14 protein-coding genes are annotated in these 14,785 nt (G+C 63.5%); 4 read left to right on the top strand and 10 right to left on the bottom strand.

Going from position 1 to position 14,785, the window contains the following annotated elements; translation table 11 throughout:
• Positions 1–54 precede the first annotated feature (54 nt).
• The 4 genes from ACFHWW_RS15505 to ACFHWW_RS15490 are packed head-to-tail and all read right to left on the bottom strand — an operon-like array spanning position 55 to position 5,000.
• Entirely contained in the window at positions 55–1,284 is a 1,230-nt protein-coding gene (locus tag ACFHWW_RS15505; protein WP_379939104.1) for a glycosyltransferase family 4 protein, read from the bottom strand.
• Between the two features lie 10 nt (positions 1,285–1,294).
• A complete protein-coding gene (locus ACFHWW_RS15500; RefSeq protein WP_379939102.1) occupies positions 1,295–2,050 on the bottom strand; it encodes a polysaccharide deacetylase family protein in 756 nt (251 codons plus the stop codon).
• Positions 2,043–3,374, bottom strand: a complete 1,332-nt coding sequence (locus tag ACFHWW_RS15495) for an O-antigen ligase family protein (RefSeq protein WP_379939100.1) — start codon at positions 3,372–3,374, stop codon at positions 2,043–2,045. The genes ACFHWW_RS15500 and ACFHWW_RS15495 overlap by 8 nt, the downstream gene beginning before the upstream one ends.
• Positions 3,375–3,386: 12 nt before the next feature.
• Positions 3,387–5,000, bottom strand: a complete 1,614-nt coding sequence (locus ACFHWW_RS15490) for a GumC family protein (protein ID WP_379939098.1) — start codon at positions 4,998–5,000, stop codon at positions 3,387–3,389.
• A 201-nt stretch (positions 5,001–5,201) separates the two neighbouring features.
• On the opposite strand from ACFHWW_RS15490, the gene ACFHWW_RS15485 reads away from it, so the two are divergent.
• Positions 5,202–5,858: a LysE family translocator gene (locus ACFHWW_RS15485; RefSeq protein ID WP_379939096.1), complete on the top strand. Its 657-nt coding sequence runs from the start codon at positions 5,202–5,204 to the stop codon at positions 5,856–5,858.
• A gap of 52 nt (positions 5,859–5,910) precedes the next feature.
• Here the strand turns inward: ACFHWW_RS15485 and ACFHWW_RS15480 are convergent, their stop codons facing one another.
• Positions 5,911–6,813 carry a dihydrodipicolinate synthase family protein gene (locus ACFHWW_RS15480; RefSeq protein WP_379939094.1) on the bottom strand — a complete coding sequence of 301 codons (903 nt, stop codon included), beginning with the start codon at positions 6,811–6,813 and terminating at the stop codon, positions 5,911–5,913.
• Positions 6,814–6,985: 172 nt separating this feature from the next.
• On the opposite strand from ACFHWW_RS15480, the gene ACFHWW_RS15475 reads away from it, so the two are divergent.
• A complete protein-coding gene (locus ACFHWW_RS15475) occupies positions 6,986–7,234 on the top strand; it encodes a FitA-like ribbon-helix-helix domain-containing protein (RefSeq protein ID WP_379939092.1) in 249 nt (82 codons plus the stop codon).
• A 161-nt stretch (positions 7,235–7,395) separates the two neighbouring features.
• Here the strand turns inward: ACFHWW_RS15475 and ACFHWW_RS15470 are convergent, their stop codons facing one another.
• On the bottom strand, positions 7,396–8,544 hold the full coding sequence (locus ACFHWW_RS15470; protein ID WP_379939090.1) for a GNAT family N-acetyltransferase: 1,149 nt from the start codon (positions 8,542–8,544) through the stop codon (positions 7,396–7,398).
• Positions 8,541–9,851 (bottom strand): lipopolysaccharide biosynthesis protein, encoded by a 1,311-nt coding sequence (locus ACFHWW_RS15465; protein ID WP_379939088.1) that lies wholly within the window; start codon positions 9,849–9,851, stop codon positions 8,541–8,543. Before ACFHWW_RS15465 ends, ACFHWW_RS15470 begins: the two co-directional genes overlap by 4 nt.
• A gap of 219 nt (positions 9,852–10,070) precedes the next feature.
• Between ACFHWW_RS15465 and ACFHWW_RS15460 the strand changes: the two genes are divergently transcribed.
• Entirely contained in the window at positions 10,071–10,805 is a 735-nt protein-coding gene (locus ACFHWW_RS15460; protein WP_379939086.1) for a N5-glutamine methyltransferase family protein, read from the top strand.
• The gene (locus ACFHWW_RS15455) at positions 10,802–11,920 is read left to right on the top strand and encodes a hypothetical protein (protein WP_379939084.1); all 1,119 of its coding nucleotides are present in this window, start codon (positions 10,802–10,804) and stop codon (positions 11,918–11,920) included. The genes ACFHWW_RS15460 and ACFHWW_RS15455 overlap by 4 nt, the downstream gene beginning before the upstream one ends.
• 136 nt (positions 11,921–12,056) lie before the next feature.
• Here ACFHWW_RS15455 and ACFHWW_RS15450 read toward each other — a convergent pair whose 3' ends face one another.
• The 3 genes from ACFHWW_RS15450 to ACFHWW_RS15440 form a co-directional block, all read right to left on the bottom strand.
• Positions 12,057–12,788: a L,D-transpeptidase family protein gene (locus ACFHWW_RS15450; RefSeq protein WP_379939082.1), complete on the bottom strand. Its 732-nt coding sequence runs from the start codon at positions 12,786–12,788 to the stop codon at positions 12,057–12,059.
• A 258-nt stretch (positions 12,789–13,046) separates the two neighbouring features.
• Positions 13,047–13,856 (bottom strand): EAL domain-containing protein, encoded by an 810-nt coding sequence (locus tag ACFHWW_RS15445; RefSeq protein WP_379939080.1) that lies wholly within the window; start codon positions 13,854–13,856, stop codon positions 13,047–13,049.
• Between the two features lie 21 nt (positions 13,857–13,877).
• Entirely contained in the window at positions 13,878–14,636 is a 759-nt protein-coding gene (locus ACFHWW_RS15440) for a hypothetical protein (RefSeq protein WP_379939078.1), read from the bottom strand.
• Between the last annotated feature and the right edge of the window lie 149 nt (positions 14,637–14,785).

The raw sequence follows: 14,785 nt of genomic DNA, 5'->3' as shown, positions 1-14,785 counted from the left end.
TGGGCGAGCGTTGCGAATGTGCTCGTCACAGGAATGAGGATCGGAGGAGAAGCCTCAGGCCACGCCGATCGCCCCATAAAGCTCGAGCGTCCTCTCGCGGTAGGCAGCGGCGGAGAATTCGCTCGCGACCCAGGACCGGGCGGCCGCCCCCATGCGGGCGCGTTCCGTCGGCGAAAGTGCCGCCATTTCGCACAGGGCTCTGGCGAGGTCCCCGGCGTCCCCCGGAGCCGCAAGCAGACCGGTCTCGCCTTCCCTGACCATTTCCGGAATGCCGCCGATCGCCGCGCCGATCACCGGGCGCCGAAGCGCGTAGGTTTCGAGCACGCTGATCGGCGCGTTTTCGTACCATTCCGACGGCAGCACGAGCGCGCGGGACTCGCCGATCAACTTGTGCAGCTTCTCGCCCGAGAGATAGCCGGCGAAAGTCACGTCCGCCTTGAGCTCGGCCGCGAGGCGGCGAAGTGTTTGCTCCTCCGGACCGGTGCCGGCGATGACCAGCCGCTGGTTCGACAAAGCCGCCGCTTTGATCAGGGTCGTGAGGCCCTTTTCCGGCGCCAACCGGCCGGCAAAGGCGAAATAATCGCCCTCCTGCCAAGCACCGGAAAGAGCCGTGACATCGACGAAATTGGCGATATGAACCATCTTCTCGCGCGGCCAGCCCCATTCGGCGAGCTTTTCCAGATAGAAGCGGCTTGGCACGACCAGCCGGTCCACCTTGTCTCGGTAGAGCCCGAGCAAGCGGTGCAGCACCGTTTCCGCGAGCACCACCGCGCTCAGAGGGGCCGAACCCTTCACGCAGCGATGACGCAGGACATTGTAGACCCTGCCGCCGCGACAGTCCTCGCATACCCTGCCGTCCCGCAGCATCTTGTAGGAGGGGCAGGCGAGCTTCAGGTCGTGGACCGTCATCACCACCGGAATGCCGGCGGCTTTCAGGGTCGAGAAGATCGCCGGCGACAGGTGATGATAGACATTGTGCGCGTGGGCGACCGAAGGGCGGGCGCGTTCTATGAGCCGGCCGAGATTGCGCTGCGCCTCGAGCGAATAGATGACGCTCGCCGCCTGGACGGCCTTCCGCAGGAGACCGCTTCGGCGGCCGTATTCTATCTCCGAGACGAAATAATCCGACCAGGGCGAGGATTCGTTGAGATCATGCTGCATGGCGAAGGGAACGATGTCCCAGCCGATTTCGCCGAACATGCTCATATGGTCGAAGAAGACCGCCTCCGCTCCGCCGCGGCGGTAGAAATAGTTGTTGATCGCAAGAAGGCGCTTCCCGGTCACCAGGGCCTCCTTACCAGCCGATCCGGTCAGCGGCGCTGTCGACGGGAAGGATGCAGCATCCCTTTTCGGCGGCGTAGCGGACCAGATGGTCGAAGGTGTCGGGGGTGCAGCCGTAGTTCGTGGGCTGCGCGGCAATGTCGTGAGTGAAGAAGATCAGCCAGCCGGGACGCTCGGCGACATCGTCTATCCAGCGCGTCAGCGCGCGCGCCCCATCCTCCGGCTGGCGTATCTCGACGCCCTTGAGCATCATCGGGTCGACGACACCGCGGTTGATGTCCTCGCCCCCTGCCCGGCACGTTCGGTAGCGGCGGCGGAGCTCGGCCCGTGCCAACGGCCAGGCAGCGTTGTAGGGGAAAGCAAAATTCGAGGCAGCCGGAGAAACGCCGACCTGCTTCAGATACTCGGCATTGCGGTCGAGATCGGTGCCAAGGCCGGCAATGTCACGCAATCTTCGGTGAGCGAAGGTGTGGCAGCCGATCTCGTGTCCGCGGGCGAGCAACTCGCTGCACCCTTCGGGCGTGATCAGCCTTCGATCCGGCTCCACCTGCCCGGCAAGCCCGCCCGCTATATAGAAGGTGCCGCGGGCTCCATACTTCTCGAGGATGGCTGCGCCCGCGGCAAGTGCGCTGTCGGGAACATCGTCGAAGGTGAAGGAGACGAGCGGGACCTCCGTCTCCAACCGGCGCCGGGCTCCCGCCAGCTTCCAGATCGCCCGGTTCGCCAGCCTGTCGACGAGCGGACCGAGCCCGCTCAGCTTCTCAAGCATGCGCTACCCTCCCCTGACGAACGCGTGCAGGAGCAGCCGCCAGTTCCGCGTTCGACTGCAACGACAGTCCATAGAGCGCGACCATGAATGTGAACCACAGAAGGCTCCCGCCCTCGAAGAAGAGACTTTCGAGACCGGCGTTGAAGATCGTGTAGAGCCATATGCGGACGAACAGCCTCGTCAGATGCGAATGCTCGCGCTCCGGAGCGATGCGGGCGATCTTTCTAAGCGGCAGGAAAAGGATCCAGATCAGGGTCAGGGCGAGGCCCGGGAAGCCCGTCATCAGGGCAATGTCGAGATAGGAATTGTGACCGTTGGCGGCAGCGACGGCCCAGGTCTCGACCGAGCCGCCGCTATAGACCAGTTCTTCCGTCTGCCAGAAGGCCTTGAAGCCATAGCCCGTGAGAGGCTGTTCGGCGAGCGCACCGAAGGCGAAACGCCAGATATCGGCGCGATTGGTAAAGGTCGCATCGATGCCGAGCCCGCTGATGAATTCGCCGAGCGGGGAGAAGACGGCGGAGCCCACCGCGAAGAGATTGAAAAGACCGACGCCGCCGACGGCAATCGGGAGGCGGAGAAAGCGCACCTTCTCGAACATGAGCGCGAGCAGCAGAATGGCCGGCAGCATCGCGGTCGACGTCTTACCCCCGGTATTGACGAGGAAGACGAAGGACAGCGCGACGATGACGATCCCGGCAAACCTCGACCAGACGTTCATGACGTAAAGGCCGATGAAGGCTGCGATCACCATGGCAGCCGCGGCGCTGTTCTTGTGGGGAAAGTGGCCGCGCCACAGGCCGGCATTCATCGGCTCGCGCAGTTCTGACGCCTGATGGATCGCGAGCAACGGCTTGAAGACGATGCCGTAGTAGGCGACCGCGAGCACGATGAGGATGCCGATGCCGAGCATCTTGGCGAAGTGGCGTTCCGAAGCGGGCAACAACAGGTAGACGCTGGCATTGACGGTAACCATCAACGCGAGGATCGCACCCTTGATGCCGAGCATCGGATGCGCCGACAACAGCGAAACAAAGATGAACCAGGAAAGGAGAATCGCCAGCAGCGCGCGCGGCTGCAGTATCGTTTGCCGCAAAGGGTGCACCAGGCCGTAGCCCAGCATTCCGGTAAAAAGCAGGAGCGAGATGATCTGGTTCAGCCGGTTGGAATTGCCGGCGGAAGGGTCCAGCACCGCCTCGCCCGTCAGATCCACGAATGGATTGATGGAGATCCAGAAGAACAGGAAGATCGCCATGAACAGCACGGTACCGACACGCGCCTTTACCGCATTGGTCGGCTCGACCTCTCCGTAGCCCGCGCGATCCATCTCCCGGGCTCCTCAGGCAGCCACGTGGGTCTTGCCGCGAAGGAATTTCCAGAGGCCGAGGGCAAGTGCCGCGGCGATGCCGATTGCGAGACCCAGAACGGCGCCGCCGATCAGCAGGATCAAGGTACGCGGGGGCCAGCTTCGCGCGTTTGGCGGCAGGGCCCGCGAGATGACGCGAATATTCGTGGTGTCGATCTGCTGGCGTTCGGTGATCTGCTGCGCGCGTGCCAGATGGGTTTCGTAGATCGCCGCCTTGCTGCGCGCGTCGCGTTCGAGATCACGAAGCTGCACCTGGGCCTGGTTATCGGTGAAGACGTTCGACTTTTCGTCATCCGCCTTGCCGCGGAGCGCATCGAGCGCCTTTTGCTCCCGGTCGAAGTCGGCCTTCGCGCGCTCCAGAATGCGGCGGGCTTCATCCTTCATCGCCGCTTCCAGCGCCGTGCGCTCCGAGCGCGCGGCAACGAGCCGCGGATGCCGCTCGCCATAAGTGAGCTGCATGGAGCCGATCTGCTGCTGCAAGGCATTATACTGCTGGCGCAGATTGGTCATGTTTGCCGACTCGAACACCGAGGCGCTGGCGGTCTGGCCCTCGGCAACGGCCGCACTCATCTGCCTGTAACGCGTTTCCGCCTGGATGAAACGCTGCTGACCGTCGAGAACCTGGGTGTTGAGCTCACTCGAAAGCTGGTTGCTGACGAGCTCGCCATTGGTGGATTGCAGGCCGTTCTCACGCCGGAAATCCTCGACCCTCTTCTCCGCTTCGGTGACGTTGCGTCGCAGCTCATCGAGTCGCTCGTTCAGGTTCTGCGCCACCCGGCCGGCGCTCTCGGCGGCCGACTGAAAGAGTTCAGCCTCGAATGCCTCGACGATCGCGTCCGAAAGGGCGATTGCCTTGGCCGGTTCTTCGCTCCACACCTTCAGGATCACGACGAAGGAACGTTCCTCCCGGCGCGCCTCGACCCTCTCGGACAGAGCGCGCATGGCCGCCAGCTCCTTGTCCGCCTTGGCGTCCCGCGGCGCAATGAGCGTCTTCATCCAGTCGAGGATTGTCGGCCTGACGAATTCGGGATCGTCCGCAAGCCGCAACTCGTCGATGACGCGTTGGAGGACGTTGCGCGAGGTCAGGATCCGGAGCTTGCTCTCGACCTCCAGCAACTGCGCGTCGCGCTGAGGATTGGTCGTAAAGACGTCGTCGCTGACGACGTTGAGATTGGAAGGGTCCACCACGAGATCGGTATAGACCGTGTATCGCGGGGTCGCCGCCACGGCATAGGCAAAGGCGGCGGCAACCGAGAGGACGAGCGCGAGCACGATCCAGCGGGCGCCGTTGCGCAGCCACGCGATGAGGTCATTAACCCCGATGCTGCCCAGGAGGTGGAGTTGCGGGAAGAAATCCGCGACGGAGGAAGGCTGCTCCTCAAGAGCGCGCGCCTGATGGGCGGGGACGGGAATATCCACCACACGGGCGGAGGTGCTATCCTCTGCCTCCGCGGGGGCCTCTTCGCGAGCGGCCTCTTCCGTTACCGCGGGCACGAGGTCGAGCAACGACCCTCCGCCCGCGCGAAGGCGCTGATGTGGCCTTTCCAGGCGTAATCCCAGTCCCTCGGGCTCGCTGCGCCGATACATCCGTTTTCCCCATCCCTCGGAGCCACCAAGGTGCTTATTGCCGTATAAGCAATTCCCCATGCGGATTTAGGGCCTGCAGGGTGAATATTCGGTTAAGCGGAACTGTTCGGACGGTAACCTTTTGGGCAGGCCAATGCTCCTCTACGGGCACTGGTTCGTTTCCGCTGGGGAACTTCGACCTGCTTCCACAGTTTCTGTAGAATGCCCGACCTGACCAGCTATGCCGCGTTTCTGGGCGCCGTGCTTGCCTATCAATTGTCCGGAGTCGGCCCGGACATGATGCTTGTCATCAGCCGCGGCATCGGCCAGGGCCGACGGGCCGCGCTTGCAACCGCTATCGGATGCGTCGCGGCGGGCTTCGTCCAGATACCCTTGCTTGCCATGGGCCTTGCCACGGTCGTGGCGTCCTGGCCGCTCCTCTACAAGGCCATGCAATTTATCGGAGCGGCCTATCTGATTTATGTCGGGGTGCGGTTCTTGACGGCCAGCAGTAAGACCTTCCTGCGCGAAGCGCCGGGCCGCGCCACGTCTCCATCGCTTCTCGCCCCGTTCAGGCAGGGTGTGATCTGCAATCTGACGAATCCGACGTCGCTTTCCTTTATGCTCGCGATCCTTCCGCAATTCGTGGCACCGTCCGCCGGATCGCCGGCCCTGCAATTCTTCATCCTCGGAGTTACGATGAAAGCCACCGGGCTGCTGGTCCTTGGTGCGGTGGCCCTCACCTCAGGCACATTCAGCAATTGGTTGTCGCACAGCAGTGCCTTTGTGGCGTGGCAGCAGCGCATTGCGGGCAGCATCATGATCGCGCTTGGCATACGGTTGCTGCTTTCTCCAGTCGCGCCCGCCCTTCCCCGATGATCAGGACCGGCTGGAGCACTTCCGGGTAAAGCGTAATTCCTCAAGAGCACTCTTAAAAGTCGATCAGTTTCTGAACAGCTTCCTCTACCCGTACATTGTCACAAGGTCCAAGCGGCAAAATCGGCCGCGGGGGCAATGCCTGGAACAGTCCGAGGATGCTCCCGATAGCGTACATCACGCGGAAACTGCCGAACTCCTTGAACAGTGCCCATAAGGGTTGAAATGCGGTGTCGATCCGATGCGCTTCCGCGCGATCGCCCCCTTTCGCCGCCCGAGTGAGTTTCGTTGCAGCCACGGGCAAAAGCCCGCCCGCGACACTGAACCACGCATCAGCACCGGACAGGAGCGCACCTGCTGCGCCCCAATCGCCGCTATAGCCGATAGCAAAAGCTGCAGACGTGTTCGCACGCAGTCGAGCGATCTCACCCGCGAAATCTCCGTCGGCAGGCAACGGCATCTTCACTGCGGCAATATTCGGCACCTGCGAGAGCCGTATGATCAGTTCCTCGCTGAAAACGAACCTGGTCGTGCCCGGATTATTGTAGATGCAGAGCGGCAAGTCGGAAACGCCGGCAACGGCAACGAAATGCTGATAAACTTCCTCCTCAGTCAGAGGCGTGTAGGATACGGGAGCCAGGAGAAGTCCATCTGCCCCGGCTTCCTTCGCGTCGCGCGCGAGCGCCTGAGCCTCGTCGGTCCTGAGTGCGCCGACGCCGACGATGAGGGGAACTCTGCCTCCCACGCATTCGACAGCAATCTCCACTGCCCGTCGCCGTTCACCGCGCGAGAGAAATGCGTAAGCCCCTGTGCTGCCGAGCAATCCAATCGAGTCCGCGCGTGCTAGTCGGATACGCTCGAGCAGTCGCGACAGCGCCTCTTCCGAAACTTTGCCGCCCACATCGGCGGGTGTGGGCGGGAACGCTGACAGGCCATCAAAAAAAGCCGCAGGTGCCATCGTCATTTCCCATCGACTGCGTCAGAACAGGCCTCGCTCATATAACCGCGAATGATCGCCGGCAAGACATGCAAGCAAAAATCCGTCGGCAGCCGGCTCCGGGTCACTCGTAGGCGTGTTGCCGCCCGCCGCAGTCAACGATAAATTGCCATCAATGAAGAAAGGAAGCCGCATGGCGAACGTGACGATCCGCAACCTCGATGACGGGCTCAAGAAGCGCCTGCGCATTCGCGCCGCCGAGCATGGGCGTTCGATGGAGGACGAAGCGCGGGACATCCTTCGCGCCGCGCTTTCGACTACCGAATACCGACCGGCCAATCTCGCTGCAGTAATCCGCATCCGAATGGCGCCGCTCGCAGGCGTCATGCTTGACCTTCCGCAGCGCGAGCCCATCCGCTACGCACCGGATTTCTCCGAGTGATTATCTCGATACCAATGTGCCGTCGGAGCTGTTGACACCCACCCTCTCCGTCGCGGTAGAGCCTGGCTCGCCTCCGTGGCAACCCGTAATGTCGCGGATCTCGCTGACACCGGTGTAACTATCATCAATCCCTGGGATCATCGGCCCTGAAAATACCAACGCTAAAAATCCGTCAGCAGCCGGCTCCAGGTCTCCGAGGCGAGGCCGCCGATATAGATGTCGTTGCGCTCTGCCGCTTCCTTGAGGTCCGCATGGCGGGTCATTATGCAGAAATAGCCGCGGTGCCGGAATGACAGCCATCGCTGGCGCGAGATAGCGTTCATCAGGAACGGCTGAGCCATGCCGACCGCCACGGCATAGCCTTCCGCATCGAGCTGCGCGAACATCGCCGCGGCGACGTCGCGTTCACGCCCCTCCTCGCAGACGAGATTGAGCACCGTGGCCGCGGCATCTTGCTTGCCGAAGTAAAGAAAGGCGCCGATCGTGCGACCGTCCGGCAGAACGACTTTCCTGCACTGGAGCGTCCCGAGGTTGCGGTTCATCGAAGCGACGCGCACGAGCCAGTCGAATTCGGCTGGCGACCAGGCCGGGCGGATCGCAAAGCGTTCCAGCATCGGGCTCGCGCATTGGAGGAACTCCTCGACGCCCGCTGCCTCGCTCCTGCATTCGCCCTCGGCCTTCGGGCGCATGGAGGGCCGCAACCGGCGCAGTGCACGGTCAATCGGCCTGAGGACGCCGACGAGAACACGCGAGCGCGCGATTGGGAAGTGGCGGCCCGCAAGGATCGCCGCCGCGGTCAACGGCAGAAACGAGCGCTGCCATTCGAGGCTCTGGATCGGCAGGACGATGCCGCCTCCCGCAACCCAATGGTCTGCGCTGACCGGCGACGCATTGTCGGAGAAGCACATGTCCTGGCGAGCCGCCCGCATGGTGCGCGCAAGACGCGCCGCTCCAACGGCCCCGGCTTTGCCATCCGCCATGAAGGCACAGAGAAGGCGGGCCATGGTCGGGCGGCCATTGACCATGAACGCCATCGGCACCGAGAGTATGGCGCTGTCTATGCCAGTAGCACCGCTCTCGTGCACGACGCTGCCGAGTTCCGGAGAATAGTGAGGGCTGCCGAAGAAGACGGTCTGGAGATACCGTCCGAGGTCATCGTCGGATGCCTGATCGTGCCTTCGGAAAATCCTGTTGAAAAGCCGTCCGACCGCCGCAACGTCGTCGGGCGCCATGGGCCGCGTACCGCGGCGCTGCCCTGCATCGACCGGCACGCTCTCGGATACGCGTAGTTCATTCGCCTCCATCGTCATATGGCGCCCGCTCCAAGAGTGAGCGCAGCCTGGCGGCGGTCGCGCCGCACGAAGTGCAGGAACACGCTCCAGGAGGCGACGACCATCGCGATTTCGATTGCGTAGAAGGACAGGAAAGTTCCCATCGGCGGGGCGTACCAGCTTGCCCATGCGGCAAGGCCGGCACCGGCGATGCTGCCGAGCCCCATGACGGTCGCGCGGGCGGCGTGTGCGCCGGAGGCACCGAGTGCCTCGACCGCGACGGACCACATAGCGAGCGGCACCACGACCCAGCAGAGGCTTCTGACGAAGCCGACCAGCGAGAGATAGTCCTTGCCGAAGAGGTAGGGCAGGACCGGCGCCAGAACGAAGACGGTGACGGCCGCAGCCAGGCTGATGACGATTGCGGCAGCGAGCACCCGGCGCACCCGATGGAGGGCGTGGTGAAGCCCCGCCGCCGTCGCCCTCGCCGAACCCGGGTAGATAAGCCGGTTGAGCGCTTCCACCGAAAGATAGCTGCTCTCCAGCATGCGGCGAGCGACACTGTAGCTTGCGACGACCTCGGCGGTGGTGACGAGGCTCAGGACAAGCAGGTCGGCATTCTGGCGCAGCGCACGCAGGATGAAGGGAATGCTGAAGTAAAGGCCTTGCGGGAGTTCCTCCCGCACAATGCGGTAGCGCGGCGCACCGAGTCCCCGGATCGCACGCATACACATGAGCGCCACGAGGACATGGCAGAGGAACTGCCACACCGCCCAGGATGCGACGCTGGTGACTCCGAAGGCGATGCAGGCAAGTGCCGCCGCAACCGTGCGCGCCGCCGCAAAACCGACGACGACCTTGTTGGCGGAGGCAAAATCCGTGTGAGCGATAAAGATCTGCTCGGTGAGTACGATGACCCGGACCAGCAGGATATTGGTGACGAGCATCAGCGTGATCACGGCGACGTTCGTCACGGGGTCCGGCGAAAGGGTGAAGAAGAACGGCAGGACCACCGCTCCCAACAGGACCAGGGCTGCCCCGCTCGCCACCGTCAGGATGACATTGTGCCCGAGCATCTGCGGGTAGATCGCGCGGTCGCGCGCGACCCGGCGCACCAGGCATTCCATCGCCCCGAGCCCGCAGAGATGGACGGCTATATTGGCGACCGCAGTAATTGCGACGAACACGCTGAACTCGTGGACGCCGAGCCAGCGGGCAAGGATGGCAAAGGTAAGGAGTTGCGCCGCAGAACCGAGAACCAGACTGCCGCCGGAGGCGAGATAGGACATGACCATCGGCAGGAATGGTCTGTCACCGCGCTGTTCCGTTACACCTTCCGAGACCATCCGTTCTGCCTTGACAAATCGACTTAAAGGCCGGCACCGGGCTGCGAAACGCACCCCTCGCCGATTGAGGCGCACACTAGCGAGGATAAGTGATTGGCCGGTTAACATAAGCATTGTGGCGCCATGTGTTGTCGGACGCCCTGCATTTCAGCTTCCGTTTACCTGCACGCGCTAGTGTGCGCCGGACCGACATCCCATCCGATAACCGAAGGAGCCTTCGTGCTGCAGGGCGACAATCATCTTGACGGCCGGACCGAGGGTCGCGCGCCACGGCTCGTACGATTCATGGGCGTCGACCTCGAACTGGCGCCGGACGTGCTTGTGCCGAGGGAGGAGACGGAACTCCTCGGGCGGAACGCCGCAGCGATCCTGACCGAGCGCGCCGGACCGGCGACCGTGATCGACATGTGCTGCGGATCCGGAAATCTCGCTCTGGGGATCGCTGCGGAGGTGCCGCTCGCGCGTGTCTGGGCTGCAGACCTAACCGACAGCACGGTCGCGCTTGCGCGGCGCAATGTCGAGCGACTCTCGCTTGGAGAGCGCGTCGTCATCCGCCAGGGCGACCTGTTCGCGGCCCTCGCGGGAGAGGACCTCGCGGGCGCCGTCGACATGATCGTCTGCAACCCCCCCTATATCTCGACATCCCGCCTGGAGGGCGACAGCGCGCATCTTCTCGCAAGCGAGCCGCGGGAGGCGTTCGACGGCGGGCCCTACGGCATATCCATCCATCAGCGGCTGATCCGCGAAGCCGCCGCCTTCCTCAAGCCGGGCGGCTGGCTTCTCTTCGAGTTCGGAGAGGGACAGGATCGCCAGGCCACGGCGCTTCTCGCCCGAACAAAGGCCTATGAGGCAGTGACATTCGCCGAGGACTCGGCCGGAAAGCCGCGAGTCGCACTGGCGCGCAGGCTGGGCGGTGCAGCGGCAGCCGCCGCGGCTGACGGGGCGGACAGATGAGCGACATCCGTTCGCTCGCAGCCGAGGATATTCCGGCTGTCGCGCGGCTTTTCCAGAAGGTCTTCCGCAACAGCGCGGAGGAGCCGCCGCCTGCGTTCATCGAATATCTTCGGCAACTCTATATCGATGCCCCGGGCAACGACCCGGACATCCGCCCGCTCGTGTATAGCAACGATGGCGGCCGGATTTCCGGCTTCGTCGGAGCGAACACTCTGGCCATGACGTATCGCGGCAGGGCATTGCGCGCCGCCATCTGCGGCTCGCTGATGGTCGAAGGCCGCGAAAGCGATCCGATGGCCGGCGCGCGGCTGCTGAAAGCGTTCCTTGCAGGACCGCAGGACCTTTCCTTCAGCGAAACGGCGAGCGAAGTTTCGACGCAGATGTGGACGAAGCTGCGGGGAGTCGTGCTGCCGCAATACAGCCTCGACTGGATACGCGTCATCCGGCCGGCATCGTTCGGCGTCGATCTCGTCGCGAGCCGCTTCGGACCCGCCCGCGCACTCCGGCCGCTGGCTCATGCATTCGACCGCCGCCATCGCGGCAAGTTGCGACGCGGCGAGCTGCGCTGGTCGGGCGTGCCCGAGGCCGCTACCCAAGGACCGCTGCAGGTCGCCGACATCGACCGGCATGGCTTCGCCGAGCTCTTCGCCCCCTTGACCAGGCAGTTTGCCGTGCAGCCGGCCTGGACCGAGGGCCAGCTAAACCATATCCTCGAAGACGCGGAGAAGAAGCCGGAATTCGGCGAGCCGGTGCTTGCGGCCGTCAGGACGCGAAGTGGTGCGCCCGTCGGAGCGTTTTTCTACCACCTGCAGCCCGGCGGAACTGCCAGGGTTCTCCAGGTCCTCGCCCAGCAGGGACAGGCCGGGCCGATCCTCGACTGCCTGATAGAGCACGCGGCCGCGCGCGGAGCCGCTGCGGTTCGCGGTCGAACCCAGCCGGCGCTGCTTGAGGCCATGATGGGCCGCCGTATCGGCTTCGTCCATGCCGCCTCGACCGTCGTCCACTCCCGCGAGGAGGAACTCGTCGACGCTTTCCGTCACGCACGAGGGTTCATCAACGGCCTGGCGGGGGAACACTGGAGCCGGCTGATCGGCGGGACGTTCAACCGGATCTAAAGCACTTCCAAGAAGGCGCAGAGTGGTCTTGCGTCCGGGAATGCGCCGTTCGAAGTGCTCTAAATCACGATGATTTCAGGCCGGGTCGGCCTAAATCATCAAACAACCGCGGCGGGTATGCCGGATCTGAACAGCCCTAGACCTGAAGCTGCTCGGCGAGAGGCTTTTGATAGACGACGATCGGGGCGTGATAGGGTACACGCTTGTAAAGATCGATGACGTCCTGGTTCACCAGCCGAACGCACCCTGACGAAACTGCCTTGCCGATCGATTTCCATTCCGGCGTGCCGTGCAGACGGTACAGCGTGTCCTGCCCGTTCTGGAAGATGTAGAGCGCACGGGCACCCAAGGGATTGTCTATGCCGGGGGCCATGCCGCCATTTTCGACGGAGTATTTTTCGAGTTCCGGCCGGCGGGCGATCATATCGGCCGGAGGCTTCCACCGGGGCCAGGGCTGGCGCCAGTGTATGATCCCTTCGCCCTGCCAGGCGAAGCCCTCGCGCCCAATTCCGACGCCGTAGCGCATCGCCGTTCCGCCGGGCTCGATGAGGTAGAGGAACCGCCCGGGCGTGTCTACGACGACCGTCCCCGCCGGTTCGCCGGTGGGGTCCGACACCCGCTGGCGCAAATATTTCGGATCCATCTCCCTATGGGGAACTGCCGGAATGAAATGCCCGCCGTCTTCGACGGCAGCATATCTGGCTTCCAGTTCGGCATCGCTCGCCAGCCCGATCGGGCGGCTCACCAGACGCGGCACGGGGGCGCGCTGCGCTTGCGGCGCAGAGGTCGAGCACCCCGCGACGGCTGCCGTTGCGGAAATCGCTCCCAGAAGAAGCGTGCGTCGTCGTAATTGAATTTTGCTAAACATCTCAAGCAGGTACGAAGAGAGAAAAGGGGTCGCGTGTAGACGTGTAGCCGACTCGCCTGGATTGCCAAACTCACGGCCAATCACATGTTCGATATCTGCAGCATCGCGCGGAGGGTCGTCGGAGGTTTAGAAGTGGCGAAGTCGGCAGCCCGCCAGCCGGAGGGGTGAGGTGTGTGCGGTTTTGCGCCCGCATGCCGCTCTATTCCTGGATTTGATCACGTTTATGCTTTTAGTCGACCCGACCTGAAAGCATCGTGCCTAGGAATGCAGCTGCCGCGATCCCGCAGATCTGCGTATGGCGGCCGGCAGCGGCGCCGGCTGGCCGCAGTAGACGGGGTAAAGCGTCGGCTCGGACAGAAGGAAGCCCTGCACATGCGTTGCGCCGGCCTTTTTGACGGCTTCGAGCTGTCCGTAGGTCTCGATGCCGTCGACGACCACCGTCGGCGCAACGCAGGAAGCGAGCCCCACCAAATGATGGAGGAACCCCTTGCCCCCGCCCTGGCCGCGGCCGATGAAGAATGCGTCCAGTTTGACGATGTCGACGGGAACGGATAACAGCGATTCCGGCGTCGAGTGACCCGTTCCGAAACTGTCCAGGGCGATTCTGTAGCCCAGTTCGCGCGCGCCTTCGATGAACTCCGCCGCCATCGGCAGGGTGGCCAGCGGCAGGCACTCCGTTATCTCGAGAACCAGGCGCGAGGCCATTTCCCGATTTCGCGAAAGCAGATCGTAGAGTTCCGACCAAGTGTTCTCGTCGAGAATGTTCCCGGCCGAGATATCGCAACCCAACACGCCTGACGGATTGCAGTCGAGCCACTCGAATGCGAGACCGAGCATGTATCGATCGAATGACGCAACGCGTCCCGACGCTTCGAGAAAAGCCGTGAATTCCTCGCTCGTCCTGACCGCTCCGTCACGTTCTACGAGTCTGCCTAGGCATTCCGAATAGAGCACCTCGCCCGTATCGCCGACCGCATTGACCTGTTGCAGCGAGAAGCCTATCCGTCCCTCCCGCATCGCTTGGGTCACGGCGCCGACGACACGGTCGAATCTTCTCAGATGTTCCATCCGGCGACGCGCCTCGCTCGGTCAGTCTTCGATCACGACGTCCTCATCGGGCGTCGTGTCGAGAAGGTGCTCACGAATATCGTCTATCTTCCCAACGGACGATCCGACGCCAAGCGTTTCCTTGACGTCCTCAAGTGTCGCATCCGTCACTTCGGCGCCATTCGTGAAGCTTGCAATCGCCTCGCGCAGCGCTTCATCGCTGAGAGCCGGATCGGTCGGGATGACGTCCGAGCCGAACTCCGCCTCGAACTCTGCATAGGCGATCGCATAGGCGGAGATTGCCGCCATTCGCGGATCGTTCGAGTTCAGGTAGGCGTGATAGTTCCGGCCGAGCGAGCTCAGCTTTGCCGTTTCGGCCTGCGGATTCTTGGGCTTCGGCGTCGGGACAGCCGTTTCCGTCACCCTGGCCTTTACTACCTTACCGGACTTCCCGGACTTGCCGTGCGCCGCTTTTCCGGTCTTCCTGCCGTGCTTGAACAGGTCCTGGAGGAAGCGCGGCGTGCCCGCGCGCTCGCCGCCCGATCTGCCCGAATCGGATCGGGCCTTCGCGTGGCTTCCGCTATTGCCGTGGCTTCCGCTCTTGCCGTGGCCGCCGCCATTGCCGTGGCCCCCGCCATTGCCGCCGCCATTGCCGTTGCCGCCGCCACCATTGCCGCCACCGTTGCCATTGCCGCCCTTGGCGAATGCGATGTCCGACATGCCGGGTGCAAGGCCCGCCAGGGGAGCGCCTGCGAGCGCCAGCGCAATAAGACCTCGTCCGACGAATTTGGAAATAGGCATGAGGGCCTCCTATCGAAAGTCGCGGCCGTTGTTGCTGCGGCCGATTTTCTGCTTCAATTGATTAAGCGATAGCGTGCAACTGGTGCGGGTTCCACCGCCGCCGGACCAATGCGCCGGTTGATTGGACTTAGGTCCGTGGGCTCGGTCGT

Origin of the sequence: Sinorhizobium sp. P24N7, from assembly GCF_042436655.1 — a bacterium.
Classification (GTDB): Bacteria; Pseudomonadota; Alphaproteobacteria; order Rhizobiales; family Rhizobiaceae; genus Sinorhizobium; species Sinorhizobium meliloti_A.
Note: the sequence above shows the minus strand (reverse complement) of the source record. Positions and strands in the feature narration are given on the sequence as shown.

Coding starts and splice junctions, on each gene's coding strand:
- ACFHWW_RS15475 (WP_379939092.1), top strand. CDS start 6,986: ATGGCGAACGTGACGATCCGCAACCTCGATGACGGGCTCAAGAAGCGC.
- ACFHWW_RS15440 (WP_379939078.1), bottom strand. CDS start 14,636: ATGCCTATTTCCAAATTCGTCGGACGAGGTCTTATTGCGCTGGCGCTC.
- ACFHWW_RS15480 (WP_379939094.1), bottom strand. CDS start 6,813: ATGGCACCTGCGGCTTTTTTTGATGGCCTGTCAGCGTTCCCGCCCACA.
- ACFHWW_RS15495 (WP_379939100.1), bottom strand. CDS start 3,374: ATGGATCGCGCGGGCTACGGAGAGGTCGAGCCGACCAATGCGGTAAAG.
- ACFHWW_RS15500 (WP_379939102.1), bottom strand. CDS start 2,050: ATGCTTGAGAAGCTGAGCGGGCTCGGTCCGCTCGTCGACAGGCTGGCG.
- ACFHWW_RS15445 (WP_379939080.1), bottom strand. CDS start 13,856: ATGGAACATCTGAGAAGATTCGACCGTGTCGTCGGCGCCGTGACCCAA.
- ACFHWW_RS15455 (WP_379939084.1), top strand. CDS start 10,802: ATGAGCGACATCCGTTCGCTCGCAGCCGAGGATATTCCGGCTGTCGCG.
- ACFHWW_RS15485 (WP_379939096.1), top strand. CDS start 5,202: ATGCCCGACCTGACCAGCTATGCCGCGTTTCTGGGCGCCGTGCTTGCC.
- ACFHWW_RS15450 (WP_379939082.1), bottom strand. CDS start 12,788: ATGTTTAGCAAAATTCAATTACGACGACGCACGCTTCTTCTGGGAGCG.
- ACFHWW_RS15470 (WP_379939090.1), bottom strand. CDS start 8,544: ATGACGATGGAGGCGAATGAACTACGCGTATCCGAGAGCGTGCCGGTC.
- ACFHWW_RS15490 (WP_379939098.1), bottom strand. CDS start 5,000: ATGTATCGGCGCAGCGAGCCCGAGGGACTGGGATTACGCCTGGAAAGG.
- ACFHWW_RS15465 (WP_379939088.1), bottom strand. CDS start 9,851: ATGGTCTCGGAAGGTGTAACGGAACAGCGCGGTGACAGACCATTCCTG.